The sequence below is a fragment of the Streptomyces maremycinicus genome (assembly GCF_001184025.1).
GTDB classification, from domain to species: Bacteria; Actinomycetota; Actinomycetes; order Streptomycetales; family Streptomycetaceae; genus Streptomyces; species Streptomyces maremycinicus.
This window is the reverse complement of record NZ_BBYG01000021.1, coordinates 89736-106096: the sequence shown is the minus strand read 5'-3', so window position 1 is coordinate 106096 and position 16361 is coordinate 89736. Positions and strand designations below refer to the sequence as shown.

Sequence of the window (16361 nt, the reverse complement as noted above, 5' to 3'; positions counted from 1 at the left end):
TCGTGTGCGTGCTTCTCAGACGTTGAACCCGAGCGCGCGCAGCTGCTCGCGGCCGTCGTCCGTGATCTTGTCCGGGCCCCACGGCGGCATCCAGACCCAGTTGATGCGCAGTTCGTTGACCAGGCCGTCCGTGGCGGACTTCGCCTGGTCCTCGATCACGTCCGTCAGCGGACAGGCCGCCGAGGTCAGGGTCATGTCGATCGTCGCGATGTTCGCGTCGTCGATGTGGATGCCGTAGATCAGCCCGAGGTTCACGACGTCGATGCCCAGTTCGGGGTCGACGACGTCGTACAGCGCCTCGCGGACCTCCTCCTCGGAGGCCGGCTTCATCTCAACGGTCTCGGTCATGCCGTCTTCCTTTCGGCGTCGGCTCCGCCCAGGGCCTGGGCCGTCGCGTCCTTCCACGCCATCCAGCTGAGGAGGGCGCACTTGACCCGGGCCGGGTACTTGGAGACACCGGCGAACGCGATCGCGTCCTCCAGCACCTCCTCCATCGCGTCGTCGGGCTCGATCCGGCCCTTGGACTGCATCAGCTCCAGGAAGGTCTCCTGGATCTTCTGCGCCTCGGCCAGGTCCTTGCCGACCAGGAGGTCGTTCAGGACGGACGCGCTCGCCTGGCTGATGGAGCAGCCCTGGCCCTCGTAGCTGACGTCCTCGATCTTCGTGCCGTCGTACTTCACACGAAGGGTGATCTCGTCACCGCAGGTCGGGTTCACATGGTGCACCTCGGCGTCGCCGTCGCGCAGACCACGCCCGTGCGGGTGCTTGTAGTGATCCAGGATGACTTCCTGGTACATGGAGTCCAGCTTCACGGTCTCAGCTCACGCCCCTCAGCCGAAGAAGTTCCGTACGTGCTCCAGACCGTCGACCAGAGCGTCGATCTCGGCCGGGGTGGAGTACAGGTAGAACGACGCTCGCGTGGTCGCGGGAATTCCGTAGCGCAGGCAGACGGGCCTCGCGCAGTGGTGACCCACCCGGACCGCGATGCCCTGCTCGTCCAGCACCTGGCCCACGTCGTGCGGGTGGATGTCGCCGAGCGTGAAGGAGATCGCCGCGCCCCGGTCCTCGGCCGTCGCCGGGCCGATGATCCGCAGGTCGGGGACCTCGGTCAGCCGCCGCACCGCGTACTCGGTGATCGCGTGCTCATGGGCGAGGATCTTGTCCATGCCGATCGCCGACAGGTAGTCGATGGCCGCGCCCAGACCGACCGCCTGCGCGATCGGCGGGGTGCCCGCCTCGAACTTGTGCGGCGCAGGAGCGTAGGTCGACGAGTGCATCGACACCGTCTCGATCATCTCGCCGCCGCCGAGGAACGGGGGCAGGTCCTCGAGCAGCTCCTGGCGGCCCCAGAGGACGCCGATGCCGGTCGGGCCGCACATCTTGTGGCCGGTGAAGGCCACGAAGTCGGCCTGGAGGGCCTGCACGTCCAGCGGCATGTGCGGCGCGGCCTGCGAGGCGTCGATCAGGACCAGGGCCCCGACCTCCTGCGCACGCCGCACTATCGCCTCGACCGGGTTCACGGTGCCGAGGATGTTCGACACCAGCACGAAGGAGACGATCTTCGTCTTCTCCGTGATGATCTCTTCGATGTTGGAGAGGTCGAGCCGGCCGTCGTCGGTCAGGCCGAACCACTTCAGCTTCGCGCCGGTGCGCTGCGAGAGCAGCTGCCACGGCACGATGTTGGAGTGGTGCTCCATCTCGGTGATGACGATCTCGGTCTCGGCGTCCACCCGGTAGGGCTCGTCGGCCCAGCCGAGCATGTTGGCGACGAGGTTGAGCGATTCGGAGGCGTTCTTGGTGAAGATCACCTCGTCGCGGCTCGGCGCGTTGATGAACGCGGCGACCTTGTCACGCGCGCCCTCGTACAGCGCCGTGGCCTCCTCGGCGAGCACATGCACACCGCGGTGGACGTTGGCGTTGTAGCGCTCGTAGTACTCACTGAGGGCGTCCAGTACCTGGCGCGGCTTCTGCGAGGTCGCCGCGTTGTCCAGGTACACGAGCTTCCGGCCGTCGTGGACCTGTCGGTCCAGGATCGGGAAGTCCTTGCGGATCGCCTCGGTGTCGAGGAGGCCCGGCAGCTGCGTCACGCGGATACGCCACCCTTCGTGTATGCCTCGTAGCCCTCGTTCTCCAGCTTGTCGGCGAGCTCGGCGCCGCCGGACTCGACGATGCGGCCGGCCGAGAAGACGTGGACGAAGTCGGGCTTGATGTAGCGCAGGATGCGCGTGTAGTGCGTGATCAGCAGGGTGCCGACCTCGCCGGTCTCGCGGACGCGGTTGACGCCCTCGGAGACGATGCGCAGGGCGTCGACGTCCAGACCGGAGTCCGTCTCGTCGAGGATCGCGACCTTCGGCCGGAGCAGCTCCAGCTGGAGGATCTCGTGGCGCTTCTTCTCACCGCCGGAGAAGCCCTCGTTGACGTTGCGCTCGGCGAAGGAGGTGTCCATGTTGAGGCGCTCCATGGCCTCCTTGACCTCCTTCACCCAGGTGCGCAGCTTGGGGGCCTCGCCGCGGATGGCGGTGGCGGAGGTGCGCAGGAAGTTCGACACGGAGACGCCGGGGACCTCGACCGGGTACTGCATGGCGAGGAAGAGGCCCGCGCGAGCACGCTCGTCGACGGACATCTCCAGGACGTCCTCGCCGTCGAGCAGCACGGTGCCGCCGGTGATCGTGTACTTGGGGTGGCCCGCGAGCGAGTAGGCGAGGGTCGACTTGCCGGAGCCGTTCGGGCCCATGATGGCGTGCGTCTCGCCCTGCTTCACGGTGAGGTCGACGCCCTTGAGGATCTCCTTCGTGGCGTTGTCGGCCTCGACGGTGACGTGCAGGTCTCGGATTTCAAGCGTTGCCATGGGTGCCTCAGGACTCCTGGGTGAGGGAGACGAGCACGTCGTCCCCTTCGATCTTTACGGGGTATACGGGGACGGGGCGCGTCGCGGGAAGGCCGGACGGCTTGCCGGTACGGAGGTCGAAGCTGGAGCCGTGCAGCCAGCACTCGATCTGACAGTCCTCCACCTCGCCCTCGGAGAGCGAGACGTTCGCGTGGGAGCAGATGTCGTGGATCGCGAACACCTCCCCCTCGGTCTGTACGACCGAGACCGGCGTGCCGTCGAGTTCCACCCGTTTGGGGGTGTCCTCCTCCAGCTCGCTCAGTCCGCAGGCGCGTACGAAGGCCGTCATCAGACCGTGGCCTCCAGCTCGGTCTCGATCTTGGCGAGCAGCCGCTCCTCGATGTCGTCGACACCGATCTGCTGGACCAGTTCGGCGAAGAAGCCGCGGACCACCAGGCGACGGGCCTCGTCGGCGGGGATGCCGCGGGCCATCAGGTAGAAGAGCTGCTCGTCGTCGAAGCGACCGGTGGCGGAGGCGTGTCCGGCGCCGACGATCTCGCCGGTCTCGATCTCCAGGTTCGGCACCGAGTCGACCCGCGCGCCGTCCGTGAGGACGAGGTTGCGGTTCATCTCGTAGGTGTCCGTGCCCTCGGCCTTGGCCTCGATGAGCACGTCACCGATCCACACCGCGTGGGCGCCCTCACCCTGGAGCGCGCCCTTGTAGGCGACGTTCGACTTGCAGTGCGGCGTGTTGTGGTCGACGAGGAGGCGGTGCTCCTGGTGCTGACCGGCGTCGGTGAAGTACAGGCCGAACAGCTCGGCCTCGCCGCCGGGGCCGGCGTAGGCGACGCGCGGGTGCAGGCGCACGAGGTCGCCGCCGAAGGTGACGACGAACGACTTGAGGGTGGCGTCGCGGCCGATCAGCGCGTTGTGCTGGGCGACGTGCACGGCCTTGTCGTCCCAGTCCTGGACGGAGACGACGGTCAGCTTCGCGCCGTCCCCGAGGACGTAGTCGACGTTGGCGGCGAGCACGGCGTCACCGGTGTGGTCGATGACGACGACGGCCTCGGCGAAGGCTCCCAGCTCGATGACCTGGTGGCCGTAGGAGACCCCGCCCTCGCCGTGCACCGCGATGCGGATCGGCTCGGTGAGCACCGCGTCCTTGGGGACGGTGATCACGCCGGCCTTGTCGAACGCGGAGTACGCCTGGGCGGCGACCCGGTCCACCGGGGTGCCCGCCCTGCCGAGGCGCGGGTCGTCGCGGTCCACGAGTTCGACGGTGACGCCCTCGGGCGCCTCGACGGCGACCTTCACGCCCGCGCCGTCGGCGACGGCGGTGCCGTCGTGCAGCCCGCGCAGCCGCTCCAGCGGCGTGAACCGCCACTCCTCCTCGCGACCGTGCGGGACGGGGAAGTCCGCCACGTCGAAGGAGGGGGGCGCGCTCATGCGCGTGGCGACGGTCGACTCGGCGGCCACCGCGATCTGGCCCGCGGTGGTGGAGCCCACGGGGATGTTCTGAGCCTCAGCCATGGCTGTCGGTCTGCTCGCTTTCTTACGTGAGTGGCTTGACGGGGAACGGCGGTCGCTTAACCGACCGCGCCCTCCATCTGGAGCTCGATCAGCCGGTTGAGTTCGAGGGCGTACTCCATGGGCAGCTCCTTCGCGATGGGCTCGACGAAGCCGCGCACGATCATCGCCATCGCCTCGAACTCGCTCAGACCACGGCTCATCAGGTAGAAGAGCTGGTCCTCGGAGACCTTGGAGACGGTCGCCTCGTGGCCCATGGACACGTCGTCCTCGCGGACGTCCACGTAGGGGTACGTGTCGGAGCGGGAGATGGTGTCGACGAGCAGCGCGTCGCACAGCACGTTGGACTTGGAGCCGTGGGCGCCCTCGCCGATCTCGACGAGACCGCGGTAGGACGTCCGGCCGCCACCGCGCGCGACGGACTTCGACACGATGTTGGACGAGGTGTTCGGCGCCATGTGGACCATCTTGGAGCCGGCGTCCTGGTGCTGGCCCTCGCCCGCGAAGGCGATGGAGAGGGTCTCGCCCTTGGCGTGCTCGCCCATGAGGTAGACGGCCGGGTACTTCATCGTCACCTTGGAGCCGATGTTGCCGTCGATCCACTCCATGGTCGCGCCCTCGTACGCCACGGCGCGCTTGGTGACCAGGTTGTAGACGTTGTTCGACCAGTTCTGGATGGTCGTGTAACGGCAGCGGGCGTTCTTCTTGACGATGATCTCGACCACGGCGCTGTGCAGCGAGTCCGACTTGTAGATCGGCGCCGTGCAGCCCTCGACGTAGTGCACGTAGGCGCCCTCGTCGACGATGATCAGGGTCCGCTCGAACTGGCCCATGTTCTCCGTGTTGATACGGAAGTAGGCCTGGAGCGGGATCTCCACGTGCACGCCCTTCGGCACGTAGATGAAGGAGCCGCCGGACCACACCGCGGTGTTCAGCGACGCGAACTTGTTGTCACCGACCGGGATGACCGTGCCGAAGTACTCCTTGAAGAGCTCCGGGTGCTCCTTCAGCGCGGTGTCGGTGTCGAGGAAGATGACGCCCTGCTCCTCCAGGTCCTCACGGATCTGGTGGTAGACGACCTCGGACTCGTACTGGGCCGCGACACCGGCGACGAGGCGCTGCTTCTCCGCCTCGGGGATGCCGAGCTTGTCGTACGTGTTCTTGATGTCCTCGGGCAGGTCCTCCCAGGACTCCGCCTGCTTCTCCGTGGAGCGCACGAAGTACTTGATGTTGTCGAAGTCGATGCCCGAGAGGTCCGAGCCCCAGTTGGGCATGGGCTTCTTGTCGAAGAGCCGCAGGCCCTTCAGACGGAGCTTCGTCATCCACTCCGGCTCGGACTTCTTCGCGGAGATGTCCTTGACGACATCCTCGTTGATGCCGCGCTTGGCGGAGGCACCGGCCACGTCCGAGTCGGCCCAGCCATATTCGTAGTTGCCCAGACCCTCGAGTTCGGGGTGGGCAGTCTCCTCGATGGGGAGCGTCATGCGGGGTTCCTCCCGGCGGTGCTTGCGGATGCGTTCTGGGTGGCTGTGGAAACTCTGGGGATGAACGTCGTGCAGACGCCGTCGCCGTGCGCGATGGTCGCCAGTCGCTGGACATGGGTCCCGAGCAGCTGGGAGAAGATCTCCGTCTCCGCCTCGCAGAGCTGCGGGAACTTCTCGGCGACATGGGCGACGGGGCAGTGGTGCTGGCACAGCTGCTCGCCGACCGGTGCGCTGCGCGCCGTAGCAGCGTACCCGTCCGCACTCAGGGCCTTGGCCAGGGCTTCGGTGCGCTCTTCCGGGGCGGCGGCCTCGATGGCCTGGCGGTACCCGGCGGCCTGTTCGGCGATGCGCGCGCGGGCGAAGGCGACGACGGCCTCGTCCCCGCCGAAGCGCTCCTGGATCCAGCGCAGGGCGTCGGCGGCGAGCTTGTCGTAGGACTGGTCGAAGGCGTCACGGCCGCAGTCGGTGAGGGCGAAGGCCTTGGCCGGGCGCCCACGGGTCCGCGCTCCGTACACCCGCTGCTCGCGGGCCGCCACGATGTCGTCGGCGACCAGGGCGTCCAGATGGCGGCGTACGGCGGCCTGGGTGAGGCCCAGCCGGCCGGCCAGCTCGGCGACGGTCGACGGTCCGTGGTCCAGGATGGACCGCGCGACCCGGTTGCGCGTCGAGCGCTCACCGGTCGCGATCTCCTCCTGGGGGGTCCCCGTGGGGGTCTCCCGAACCTCGCCGACGTTTTTCACAACGCCATTGTTGCGTAATTCCTCAGGGGCAGGCAAGCCGCGTCCGGATCACCGGGCGGTGCCCTGCGTCACTTAGGCATACCTAATCTGACCTGCGGAAACGATCTTTGATCGATCGGCCGACGTCAGCGGTGCGATAAAACCACTGGCCTGCCGAGCCCCCTTCCAGGACACTGCCGGACCATGTCCACACCCCCTCCCACCGGCCCACTTGTCACCCGCGACACCCTCGCGGGGGAGCTTCGCGCCCTGGGTGTCGAACCCGGAGAAATCCTCCTCGTGCACTCCTCGCTCAGTTCTCTCGGCTGGGTGTGCGGAGGCGCCGTGGCGGTCGTGCGGGGACTGCTCGACGCGATCGGCCCGGACGGCACCCTCGTGGTCCCCACCCAGTCGGGCGACCTGTCCGACCCGGCCCTGTGGAGCAGACCGCCGGTCCCCGCGCAGTGGTGGGAGCGGATCCGGGCGAACATGCCCGCCTACGACCCGCTCGTCACCCCCTCCCGCGGCGTCGGCGTGATCCCGGAGACGGTCCGCACCTGGCCCGGCGCCCTGCGCAGCGCCCATCCGCACACCTCGTTCGCGGCGCTCGGGGCGCGGGCGGCTGAGCTGGTCGACGGCCACGCCCCCGACTGCCGGCTCGGCGAGCGCAGCCCGCTGGCGCGGCTGGAGCGGGCGGGCGCGCGGGTCCTGCTCCTGGGCACCGGATACCTCACCTGCACCAGCTTCCACCTGGCCGAGTACCGGATCCCGGCCCCGCTCGTCGAGGTGGGCCGGCCGGGACCCGGCGGGACATGGGAGGTCATGACCGAGGTGTCGATCGACTCCGACCGCTTCGACGAGCTGGGCCATGACTTCGAACGCGACCGGGACGTCGTACGGGGCACGGTCGGGGCGGCGGACGTACGGCTGTTTCCGGTCGCGGACGCCGTGGCCTACGCACAGCGGTGGCTGCCCCTGCACCGGTCCCGCGAGGACGAATGCTGAATCCGCCCGCCCCGCGCCGGCCCCCGCCGCCGTCGCGTCCGGCCGGTTCCCGTACCCCCCGGTCGGAGCACCCGCCCGCGAACCTAGACTCTTGAGCCATGCGAAGTGAGCCTGTCGTCCGGGTCGAGGCCCTGGTGAAGCGGTACGGGACCAGGACCGCGGTGAACGGCCTCGACCTGACGGCCCGGGCGGGCGTCACCGCCGTCCTCGGACCCAACGGCGCCGGCAAGACGACCACCGTCGAGACCTGCGAGGGATACCGCAGGCCGGACGCCGGCCTCGTGCGGGTCCTCGGCCTCGACCCGCAGAGACAGGCCGCCGACCTCCGCCCCCGGATCGGTGTGATGCTCCAGTCGGGGGGCGTGTACTCCGGGGCCCGGGCCGACGAGATGCTCCGGCACGTGGCCGGGCTGCACGCCCACCCGCTGGACGTCGACGCCCTCGTCGAACGCCTCGGCCTCGGGTCCTGCGGGCGGACGACGTACCGCCGCCTCTCCGGCGGCCAGCAGCAGCGGCTCGCCCTGGCGATGGCCGTCGTCGGCCGCCCGGAGCTGGTGTTCCTGGACGAGCCGACGGCGGGCCTGGACCCGCAGGCCCGCCGCGCCACCTGGGACCTCGTCCGGGACCTGCGCGCGGACGGTGTCTCCGTCATCCTGACCACCCACTACATGGACGAGGCCGAGCAGCTCGCCGACGACGTCGCGATCATCGACGCGGGCCGGGTCGTCGCCCAGGGCTCACCCGAGGAGCTGTGCCGCGGCGGCGCCGAGAACACCCTGCGGTTCACCGGCCGCCCCGGCCTCGACGTGACCTCCCTGCTCAAGGCCCTGCCCGCGGACAGCTCGGCCGCCGAGCTGGCGGCCGGCTCCTACCGCGTGACGGGCAAGGTCGACCCCCAGCTGCTGGCGACGGTCACCTCCTGGTGCGCGCAGCACGGGGTGATGCCGGACCGGATCTCGGTCGAACGGCACACCCTGGAGGACGTCTTCCTGGAACTGACCGGCAAGGAGCTGCGCTGATGACCGCCACGGGTACCTACACGCCCCGGCCCGGCGCGGCGCCGCTGCCCCGCATGATCGGGTCGCAGGCCGCGCTGGAGACGAAGATGCTCCTGCGCAACGGTGAGCAGCTGCTGCTCACCGTCGTGATCCCCACCCTGCTGCTGGTGCTGTTCAGCACCGTGGACATCGTCGACACCGGCGCGGGCGAGGCGGTGGACTTCCTCACACCCGGCATCCTCGCGCTCGCCGTGGTGTCGACGGCCTTCACCGGCCAGGCCATCGCGACCGGCTTCGAGCGCCGTTACGGGGTGCTGAAGCGGCTCGCCTCCTCGCCGCTGCCCCGCTGGGGTCTGATGACCGCGAAGACGCTGTCGGTCCTGGTCACGGAGATCCTCCAGGTGATCCTGCTGACGGCGATCGCCTTCGCGCTCGGCTGGAATCCGCACGGCGGTCCGGCGGCCGTCGTGTTGCTGCTGGTCCTGGGCACGGCCGCCTTCTCGGGCCTCGGCCTGCTGATGGCGGGCACCCTGAAGGCGGAGGCGACGCTGGCCGCGGCCAACCTGGTCTTCCTGCTGCTGCTGGTGGGCGGCGGGGTGATCGTCCCGCTCGACAAGTTCCCGGCCGGGGCCCAGGACGTGCTCGCCCTGCTGCCCGTCTCGGCGCTCTCGGACGGCCTGCGGGACGTGCTCCAGGACGGCGCCGGCATGCCCTGGGGCGACCTGGGGATCCTGGCCGTGTGGGCGGTCGTGGGACTCACGGCGGCCGGCCGGTTCTTCCGCTGGGAGTAGCCGGACGCGGGACCCCGGGGGACCCTCGTGAAAGCGTGCACAAGCGGGCGCCTACGATGGGACACGTGCCAAACGTGACCCGTGCCGACGCCGTAGCCGCCGTGCGCAACCCGCTCGCCTTCATCGCCGAACGCTGGACCCCCACCCACCGGACCGTTCGGCGGGCGGCGCTGTATTCGCTCGTGATGTCGGTGGTCATCGTGGTCACCGGCGGTGCCGTGCGGCTCACCGGCTCCGGTCTGGGCTGCCCGACCTGGCCCAAGTGCACCGACGACTCGCTCACCACGACCGGCGCGATGGGCTTCCACGGCGCCATCGAGTTCGGCAACCGCATGCTGACGTACGTGCTGTGCGCGGCCGTCGGCTGGGCGATCATCGCCGCGCGCTCCGAGAAGCCCTACCGGCGGAGCCTGACCCGGCTGGGCTGGGCGCAGTTCTGGCTGGTGATGAGCAACGCCGTGCTCGGCGGGATCGTGGTGCTCGTCGGTCTCAACCCCTACACGGTCGCGGCGCACTTCCTGGCCGCCTCGGCGCTGATCGCGGTCGCCGCGGTGATGTGGCAGCGCGGCCGGGAGGGCGACGGGGAGCCCCGGCCGCTGGTCGGCAGGCCGGTGCAGCAGCTGGTGTGGTTCCTGGTGGTCGCCGCGACGCTGCTGATCGCCGTCGGCACGGTGGTGACCGGCGCGGGCCCGCACGCCGGTGACTCCAGCGAGGTCGAGCGGATGCCGCTGGACTGGGAGACGGTCGCCAAGCTGCACGCCGTGCTCGCCTGGATCGTGGTCACGCTGACCTTCGCCCTGTGGTTCATCCTCAAGGCGGTGGACGCGCCGAAGGACCCGCTGGACCGTACCCGGGACCTGTTCCTGGTGCTGCTCGGACAGGGTGTCATCGGCTACGTCCAGTACTTCACCGACCTCCCCGAGGCCCTGGTCGGGCTGCACATGCTCGGCTCCTGCCTGGTGTGGATCGCGGTGCTGCGCGTGCTGCTGGCGCTGCGCGAGCGCCCCGGGACGGCGATCGACCTGCCGGCCCCGGCCGCCGAGGCGACGGTCGGCACGCGCGGGTGAGTCACCCGCGGCTCGGCGCGCGTGAGTGACCCGCGGCTCGGCGCGCGTGGGTGACCCGCGGCTCGGCGCGCGTGGGTGGCCCGTGGCTCGGCGCGCGTGGGTGACCCGTGGCTCAGGTGTACGAACTGACCAGGCCGTCGATCGCGGGCCCGAGGTAGTCCCGGGTCAGCTCGGCCCGGCGGTCCGGCCACCCCTCGTCGGCCGGCCCCTCCCCCTGGTCGTAGCGGCGGCGCGCGATGTCCGCCACGACCTCCGGCGGCGCCCCCAGCGCGGACAGTTCGTCGAGGGCCCGGCGCTTGGAGATCAGCCGGCCGTCCCGCACGGTCACGGTCGCCCGCGCGAAGGTCAGCAGCCCCAGGTCGACCCAGACGGTCCGCCGCCACAGGTGGGCCTCGTCGACGGCGGGCCGCCAGAAGTCCCGCTGGTCGCGGACGACGAAGTCGCCGAGCGCGCGGTCCGGCACGGGCGGCAGGAGCGCGCCGGGCGGCTCGCCGTACAGCACCCGGCCGAAGTCGTGCAGTTCCCGCCGGGTGACCGGGGTGACCGTACGCCGGAACAGCTGGCTGTGCGCCCAGGTGAGGTGGCGCCGTTCCGGGTCGGCCGTCCGGTCGGGGGTCAGGTAGGTGCAGTGCAGCAGCGGGGCGAGCGGCTCGTTCCGCAGCCGGGCGTGCAGCCGGGCCAGGTCCCAGACCGTGCGCGCTGTGACGGGCCCCGCCAGGACCGCGATGAGGTCGAGGTCGCTGCGGCCCTCCTGGTAGTCGCCCCCGGCGAGCGAGCCGTGGGCCCACACGGCGACCGGGTCCAGGTCCCGGAGTCCGTCGAGGAACCGGTCCACCAAGGCATCCGTACGGCTGGTCATGCGCCCAGTCTGTCCACCTCAGCCGAGCCCGTACACCCGGCGCGCGTTGCCCGCCGCGATCAGTCCCGCCACCCGCTGCGCGTCCCCCGGCGACCACGCGCCCTCCACGACCCAGCTGCCGAGCACCCGCGCCAGGGCCTCGCGGAACAGCCGTGCCCCGACCACGTGCAGCTCGGGCAGTCCGCCGGCGCCGCTGGAGAAGAGGATCTTGCCGAAGGGGGCCAGCTCCAGGATCTCCGCGAGGATCGTCGCGGCGCGCGCACCGGTCCGCACCAGCGCGGCGCCGGAGTCGGCGTACACATGAGGGAAGACCCCCGCGAGGTGGGCGGCGTGCCGGTGGTAGGGGTAGCCGTGCAGCAGGACGAGATCGGTGCCGAGGCCCGCCGTGGCCCGTACGAAGTCGGTCAGGAGCACCGGATCGGTGCGGTCGACGCGCGCGCCCGGCTCACCGAGCCCCGCGTGGAGCTGGAGCGGCAGTCCCGAGGCGACCGCGATCCACAGCAGGTGCCGCAGCAGCACCGGGTCGCTCAGCTCGCCGCCGACCCTGCGGCCCGCCAGCCAGCGGCCCGCCGCGCCCCGTACCTCCCCCGGCCCGGGCGGCTCGGGCGCGAGGGCGAGACCGTGCCGGACGCCCGCTACGGAGGCGAAGGCCACGGCGTTCGCGGCGGCCCCGTGCACCGACTCGGCGAGGTTGGCGAGGAAGGACTCCACGGTGCCGGAGGTGTCGGCGACCTGTTCGGCGAGAGGTTCGAGGCGCACGATCTCCCGTGCCTCGGCGGCGCCGGCGGAGGCGAGCTCGCCCGGTCCCGTGAGGTCGCCGGGCAGGCCCGTGTCGACCAGGTAGGTCGTGATGCCGCTGCCGCGCAGCAGCCGGCGGCCCGCTTCCAGTACGCCGAGTTCACGACGGCGGGCGAGATAGCGGGCGGGCGGCGCGTGCGGTTCCAGACCGAGGAGCGGGGGGCACCAGCGGCGCACCGCGAACCCGGTCTGGGTGTCGAACAGGGTCGTGCCGGGGGCCGGCGGCCCCTCGGTGCGGGCCAACTGGGCCTCGAAGGTGCCGAGACCCAGCTCCGTTCTCAGGACGCCGTGGCAGTACTGGTCCACCAAGGACGGCGTTTCGATCATCCGGACTCCCCGGGGGACGGACCACGTAGTTCCTACGGGTCCTAACGGGTGACCGGGGTGTCAGGTTGTTGCTGCTCAGCCGTTCTTCGGTCCGCCGATCTGGATCCCGGCCATCCGCGTCCACTCGTACGGCCCCGTCTTCACCTTCGCCGCGAACTCTCCGTCGAAGGTCTCGTGGACGGTGATGCCGGCCTTGCCCACGGCCAGCTCGGCGACGGCGACCGTGGGGGCCACCAGGTCGCCCCAGCCGCCGTCCTCGCCGACCAGGACGATACGGGCGCCGCGCTCGCCGATGTAGGCGATCTGGCCCTCTGCCCCGCCGTGCTCCTTGGCGAAGGCGCTGATCCGCTTGGCGAGCCGGCCCGCCTTGCGCTCGGCCTTGGCGGCCTGCTTGGCGTCGGCGGTCTCGTCAGCCTGCTTGGTGTCTGCCATGGCCAGGATGCTACCGACGGGTAGATCGAACGGCGACGGCCGGGGTGCGTGGTGTTGACCACGCACCCCGGCCGTCCGGGACCCGGGAGCCGGGTGAGGAGCAGGGGCTCAGCGCAGGAAGGGGTCCACCGCGACCGCCACGAACAGCAGCGACACATAGGTGATGGACCAGTGGAACAGCCGCATCTCCTTCAGCTTCCCGCCCGTCGCCTCCGCCTTCGCACGGTTCTGGAGGGCGTGCGCCTCCCACAGCCACCAGCCGCCGGCCACCAGCGCGACCGAGGTGTAGAACCACCCGGTGTAGCCCAGCGGGGTCAGCAGCAGCGAGACGGCGACCATCACCCAGCTGTAGAGGACGATCTGCTTGGCCACGGTCTTGTTGGAGGCGACGACCGGCAGCATCGGCACGCCCACGCGCGCGTAGTCGTCCTTGACCTTCATGGACAGCGGCCAGTAGTGCGGGGGCGTCCAGAAGAACATGACGAGGAAGAGGACGACCGGCGCCCAGGACACCGAGTTCGTCACGGCCGACCAGCCGATCAGCACCGGCATGCAGCCGGCGATGCCGCCCCACACGATGTTCTGCGAGGTACGGCGCTTGAGGATCATCGTATAGACGACGACGTAGAACAGGAGCGCGCCGAGGGCGAGCCAGGCCGACAGCCAGTTGACCGTCAGACCGAACAGAAGTGTGGAGACCACCGCGAGAGTGATGCCGAAGGCGAGACATTCACGCGGGCTGACCATTCCGGTGACCAGCGGGCGCTGCGAGGTGCGGTCCATCAGCGCGTCGATGTCGCGGTCGATGTACATGTTCAGCGCGTTGGCGCCGCCCGCGGAGAGATAACCGCCGAGGCAGGTCAGGACCACCAGACCGAGGTCCGGAACGCCCTGCTGCGCCAGGAACATCACCGGGACGGTGGTGATCAGCAGCAGTTCGATGATCCGCGGCTTGGTCAGCGCCACGAACGCCTTGACCCGGGCCCCGAACGGCCGCCGGCTCGGGCTCTGGCTCGTCCCGATAAGCCCCGCTGGACGGGATTCAACGGCCGTCACGCACACCCCTGACAGAGACTCCCAGCAAGCCTCCCCATGTGAATGCGGGGTAAAGGCTCGCGCGTACCACGCCACTGTAGACGTTGCCCAGACCCCGACATTCGCGGGGGTGGGGTCGTGTTGGACAGCACCTGCGGAAGAGCCGGAGGCCACTCGGTTGAGCACTCGTACGAGCGGCTCCGTATTCACTTGCCGAACAGGGAACACACCGGTCGGGAGGCGGATCCCCACGTCTCCCGGCAGTCTGGAATGACTCGAAAAAATGCGCGTTCTCACGGGGGTAGGCTCGACAACGGCCGGTGGGCGCCGCGTGCACCGGCATTCGACATGCGTGACATGTGGAGAGGAGCCCTGACCCAGGGTGAGCACCAAGCCGACCACCACAGACCTCGAGTGGACCGAGTTGGACCAGCGGGCGGTGGACACCGCTCGCGTCCTGGCCGCCGACGCCGTACAGAAGGTCGGCAACGGCCATCCCGGTACGGCGATGAGCCTGGCGCCTGCCGCGTACACCCTCTTCCAGAAGGTGATGCGGCACGACCCGGCGGACGCCGACTGGGTCGGCCGCGACCGCTTCGTGCTGTCCGCGGGCCACTCGTCCCTGACGCTCTACACCCAGCTGTACCTGGCCGGCTTCGGCCTGGAGCTGGACGACCTGAAGGCGTTCCGCACCTGGGGTTCGAAGACCCCGGGTCACCCGGAGTACGGCCACACCACGGGCGTCGAGACGACGACCGGCCCGCTGGGCCAGGGCGTCGCGAACGCCGTGGGCATGGCGATGGCCGCCCGCTACGAGCGCGGTCTGTTCGACCCGGAGACCCCGGTCGGCGAGTCGCCGTTCGACCACTTCGTCTACGCGATCGCCGGTGACGGCTGCCTCCAGGAGGGCATCTCCGCCGAGGCGTCCTCGATGGCCGGTCACCAGAAGCTCGGCAACCTGATCCTGCTGTGGGACGACAACCACATCTCGATCGAGGGCGACACCGAGACGGCCGTGTCCGAGGACACCGTCAAGCGCTACGAGGCGTACGGCTGGCACGTGCAGCGGGTCGCCCCCAAGCCGGACGGCGACCTGGACCCGCACGCCCTCTACGACGCCATCGAGGCCGCGAAGCAGGTGACGGACAAGCCGTCCTTCATCGCGATGCGCTCGATCATCGCCTGGCCCGCGCCGAACGCGCAGAACACCGAGGCCGCCCACGGCTCGGCGCTCGGCGACGACGAGGTCGCGGCCACCAAGCGTGTCCTCGGCTTCGACCCGGAGAAGTCCTTCGACGTCGCCGACGAGGTCATCGCCCACACCCGGGGCGCCCTCGAGCGCGGCCAGGCCGCCCGTGCCGTGTGGGAGAAGTCCTTCCAGCAGTGGCGGGACAACAACCCCGACCGCGCCGCCGAGTTCGAGCGCGTCGCCGCGGGCGAGCTGCCCACCGGCTGGGAGGAGAAGCTCCCGGTCTTCGAGCCCGGCAAGGGTGTCGCCACCCGTGCCGCGTCCGGCAAGGTGCTCCAGGCGCTCGGCGCCGTCATCCCCGAGCTGTGGGGCGGCTCCGCCGACCTCGCGGGTTCCAACAACACGACGATCGACAAGACGTCGTCGTTCCTCCCGGCGGGCAACCCGCTGCCGGAGGCGGACCCGTACGGCCGCACCGTCCACTTCGGCATCCGCGAGCACTCCATGGCCGCGGAGATGAACGGCATCGCGCTGCACGGCAACACGCGTATCTACGGCGGCACGTTCCTCGTGTTCTCCGACTACATGCGCAACGCCGTACGCCTGTCGGCGCTGATGCACGTGCCGGTGACGTACGTGTGGACGCACGACTCCATCGGCCTCGGCGAGGACGGCCCCACGCACCAGCCGGTCGAGCACCTGGCCTCGCTGCGCGCGATCCCGGGCCTGAACGTGGTCCGCCCGGCCGACGCCAACGAGACGGCGATCGCCTGGCGCGAGATCCTCAAGCGCTGGACGAAGGTCTTCGGCAAGGGCGCCCCGCACGGTCTGGTCCTCACCCGCCAGGGTGTGCCGACGTACGAGCCCGACGAGAACGCGGCCAAGGGCGGTTACGTCCTGTTCGAGGCCTCCACGGGGACGCCGGAGGTGCTCCTCATCGCGACCGGCTCCGAGGTGCACGTCGCCGTCGAGGCGCGCGAGCGGCTGGAAGCCGACGGTGTGCCGACGCGCGTGGTGTCGATGCCGTCCGTCGAGTGGTTCGAGGAGCAGGACCAGGGGTACCGGGACAGCGTCCTGCCCCCGTCCGTCAAGGCCCGTGTCTCGGTCGAGGCGGGTATCGGTCTCACCTGGCACAAGTACGTCGGTGACGCCGGCCGCATCGTCTCCCTGGAGCACTTCGGTGCTTCCGCCGACGGCAAGGTCCTCTTCCAGGAGTACGGCTTCACCGCCGAGAACGTGGCCGCCAAGGCACGGGAATCCCTCGCCGCCGCCCAGCGCTGACGCCCACATACGACACGTAGGA

Annotated in this window: 17 protein-coding genes; 5 read left to right on the top strand and 12 right to left on the bottom strand. The window is 70.2% G+C overall.

Features of this window, described 5'->3' with window-relative positions; genetic code table 11:
• Positions 1 to 15 precede the first annotated feature (15 nt).
• From AOQ37_RS32350 to AOQ37_RS32315, 8 genes are read right to left on the bottom strand one after another with little or no spacing between them, the layout of a single operon-like run.
• Entirely contained in the window at positions 16 to 348 is a 333-nt protein-coding gene (locus AOQ37_RS32350) for a metal-sulfur cluster assembly factor (RefSeq protein WP_062649699.1), read from the bottom strand.
• Complete coding sequence (gene sufU / locus AOQ37_RS32345; protein ID WP_062649697.1) at positions 345 to 812, bottom strand: Fe-S cluster assembly sulfur transfer protein SufU; 468 nt, start codon at positions 810 to 812, stop codon at positions 345 to 347. Before sufU ends, AOQ37_RS32350 begins: the two co-directional genes overlap by 4 nt.
• 18 nt (positions 813 to 830) lie before the next feature.
• A complete protein-coding gene (locus tag AOQ37_RS32340) occupies positions 831 to 2087 on the bottom strand; it encodes a cysteine desulfurase (RefSeq protein ID WP_062649695.1) in 1257 nt (418 codons plus the stop codon).
• Positions 2084 to 2848, bottom strand: coding sequence for a Fe-S cluster assembly ATPase SufC (gene sufC / locus AOQ37_RS32335; protein WP_062649693.1), 765 nt, complete (start codon positions 2846 to 2848; stop codon positions 2084 to 2086). The genes AOQ37_RS32340 and sufC overlap by 4 nt, the downstream gene beginning before the upstream one ends.
• A 7-nt stretch (positions 2849 to 2855) precedes the next feature.
• Entirely contained in the window at positions 2856 to 3176 is a 321-nt protein-coding gene (locus tag AOQ37_RS32330; protein ID WP_057599368.1) for a non-heme iron oxygenase ferredoxin subunit, read from the bottom strand.
• Positions 3176 to 4357, bottom strand: a complete 1182-nt coding sequence (sufD, locus tag AOQ37_RS32325; protein ID WP_062649691.1) for a Fe-S cluster assembly protein SufD — start codon at positions 4355 to 4357, stop codon at positions 3176 to 3178. Before sufD ends, AOQ37_RS32330 begins: the two co-directional genes overlap by 1 nt.
• 56 nt (positions 4358 to 4413) lie before the next feature.
• A complete protein-coding gene (sufB, locus tag AOQ37_RS32320) occupies positions 4414 to 5838 on the bottom strand; it encodes a Fe-S cluster assembly protein SufB (RefSeq protein ID WP_062649689.1) in 1425 nt (474 codons plus the stop codon).
• Positions 5835 to 6578: a helix-turn-helix transcriptional regulator gene (locus tag AOQ37_RS32315; RefSeq protein ID WP_062649687.1), complete on the bottom strand. Its 744-nt coding sequence runs from the start codon at positions 6576 to 6578 to the stop codon at positions 5835 to 5837. The genes sufB and AOQ37_RS32315 overlap by 4 nt, the downstream gene beginning before the upstream one ends.
• A 183-nt stretch (positions 6579 to 6761) precedes the next feature.
• Here AOQ37_RS32315 and AOQ37_RS32310 point away from each other — a divergent pair, with 183 nt between their 5' ends.
• The 4 genes from AOQ37_RS32310 (at position 6762) to AOQ37_RS32295 (ending at position 10418) form a co-directional block, all read left to right on the top strand.
• Positions 6762 to 7562: an AAC(3) family N-acetyltransferase gene (locus AOQ37_RS32310; protein WP_062649685.1), complete on the top strand. Its 801-nt coding sequence runs from the start codon at positions 6762 to 6764 to the stop codon at positions 7560 to 7562.
• A 98-nt stretch (positions 7563 to 7660) separates the two neighbouring features.
• A complete protein-coding gene (locus AOQ37_RS32305; RefSeq protein ID WP_062649683.1) occupies positions 7661 to 8581 on the top strand; it encodes an ABC transporter ATP-binding protein in 921 nt (306 codons plus the stop codon).
• On the top strand, positions 8581 to 9351 hold the full coding sequence (locus AOQ37_RS32300) for an ABC transporter permease (protein WP_078890449.1): 771 nt from the start codon (positions 8581 to 8583) through the stop codon (positions 9349 to 9351). Before AOQ37_RS32305 ends, AOQ37_RS32300 begins: the two co-directional genes overlap by 1 nt.
• A gap of 56 nt (positions 9352 to 9407) precedes the next feature.
• Complete coding sequence (locus tag AOQ37_RS32295; RefSeq protein ID WP_062649681.1) at positions 9408 to 10418, top strand: COX15/CtaA family protein; 1011 nt, start codon at positions 9408 to 9410, stop codon at positions 10416 to 10418.
• A gap of 112 nt (positions 10419 to 10530) precedes the next feature.
• Here the strand turns inward: AOQ37_RS32295 and AOQ37_RS32290 are convergent, their stop codons facing one another.
• From AOQ37_RS32290 to AOQ37_RS32275, 4 genes are all read right to left on the bottom strand, one after another.
• On the bottom strand, positions 10531 to 11277 hold the full coding sequence (locus AOQ37_RS32290; RefSeq protein WP_062649679.1) for a nucleotidyltransferase domain-containing protein: 747 nt from the start codon (positions 11275 to 11277) through the stop codon (positions 10531 to 10533).
• A gap of 18 nt (positions 11278 to 11295) precedes the next feature.
• On the bottom strand, positions 11296 to 12402 hold the full coding sequence (locus tag AOQ37_RS32285) for an amidohydrolase family protein (protein ID WP_062649677.1): 1107 nt from the start codon (positions 12400 to 12402) through the stop codon (positions 11296 to 11298).
• 75 nt (positions 12403 to 12477) lie between these two features.
• Positions 12478 to 12834: a hypothetical protein gene (locus AOQ37_RS32280; protein WP_062649675.1), complete on the bottom strand. Its 357-nt coding sequence runs from the start codon at positions 12832 to 12834 to the stop codon at positions 12478 to 12480.
• Positions 12835 to 12942: 108 nt separating this feature from the next.
• Complete coding sequence (locus tag AOQ37_RS32275) at positions 12943 to 13896, bottom strand: heme o synthase (protein WP_062649673.1); 954 nt, start codon at positions 13894 to 13896, stop codon at positions 12943 to 12945.
• Positions 13897 to 14251: 355 nt separating this feature from the next.
• Between AOQ37_RS32275 and tkt the strand changes: the two genes are divergently transcribed.
• A complete protein-coding gene (tkt, locus tag AOQ37_RS32270) occupies positions 14252 to 16339 on the top strand; it encodes a transketolase (protein WP_062649671.1) in 2088 nt (695 codons plus the stop codon).
• The last annotated feature ends 22 nt before the right edge of the window (positions 16340 to 16361 follow it).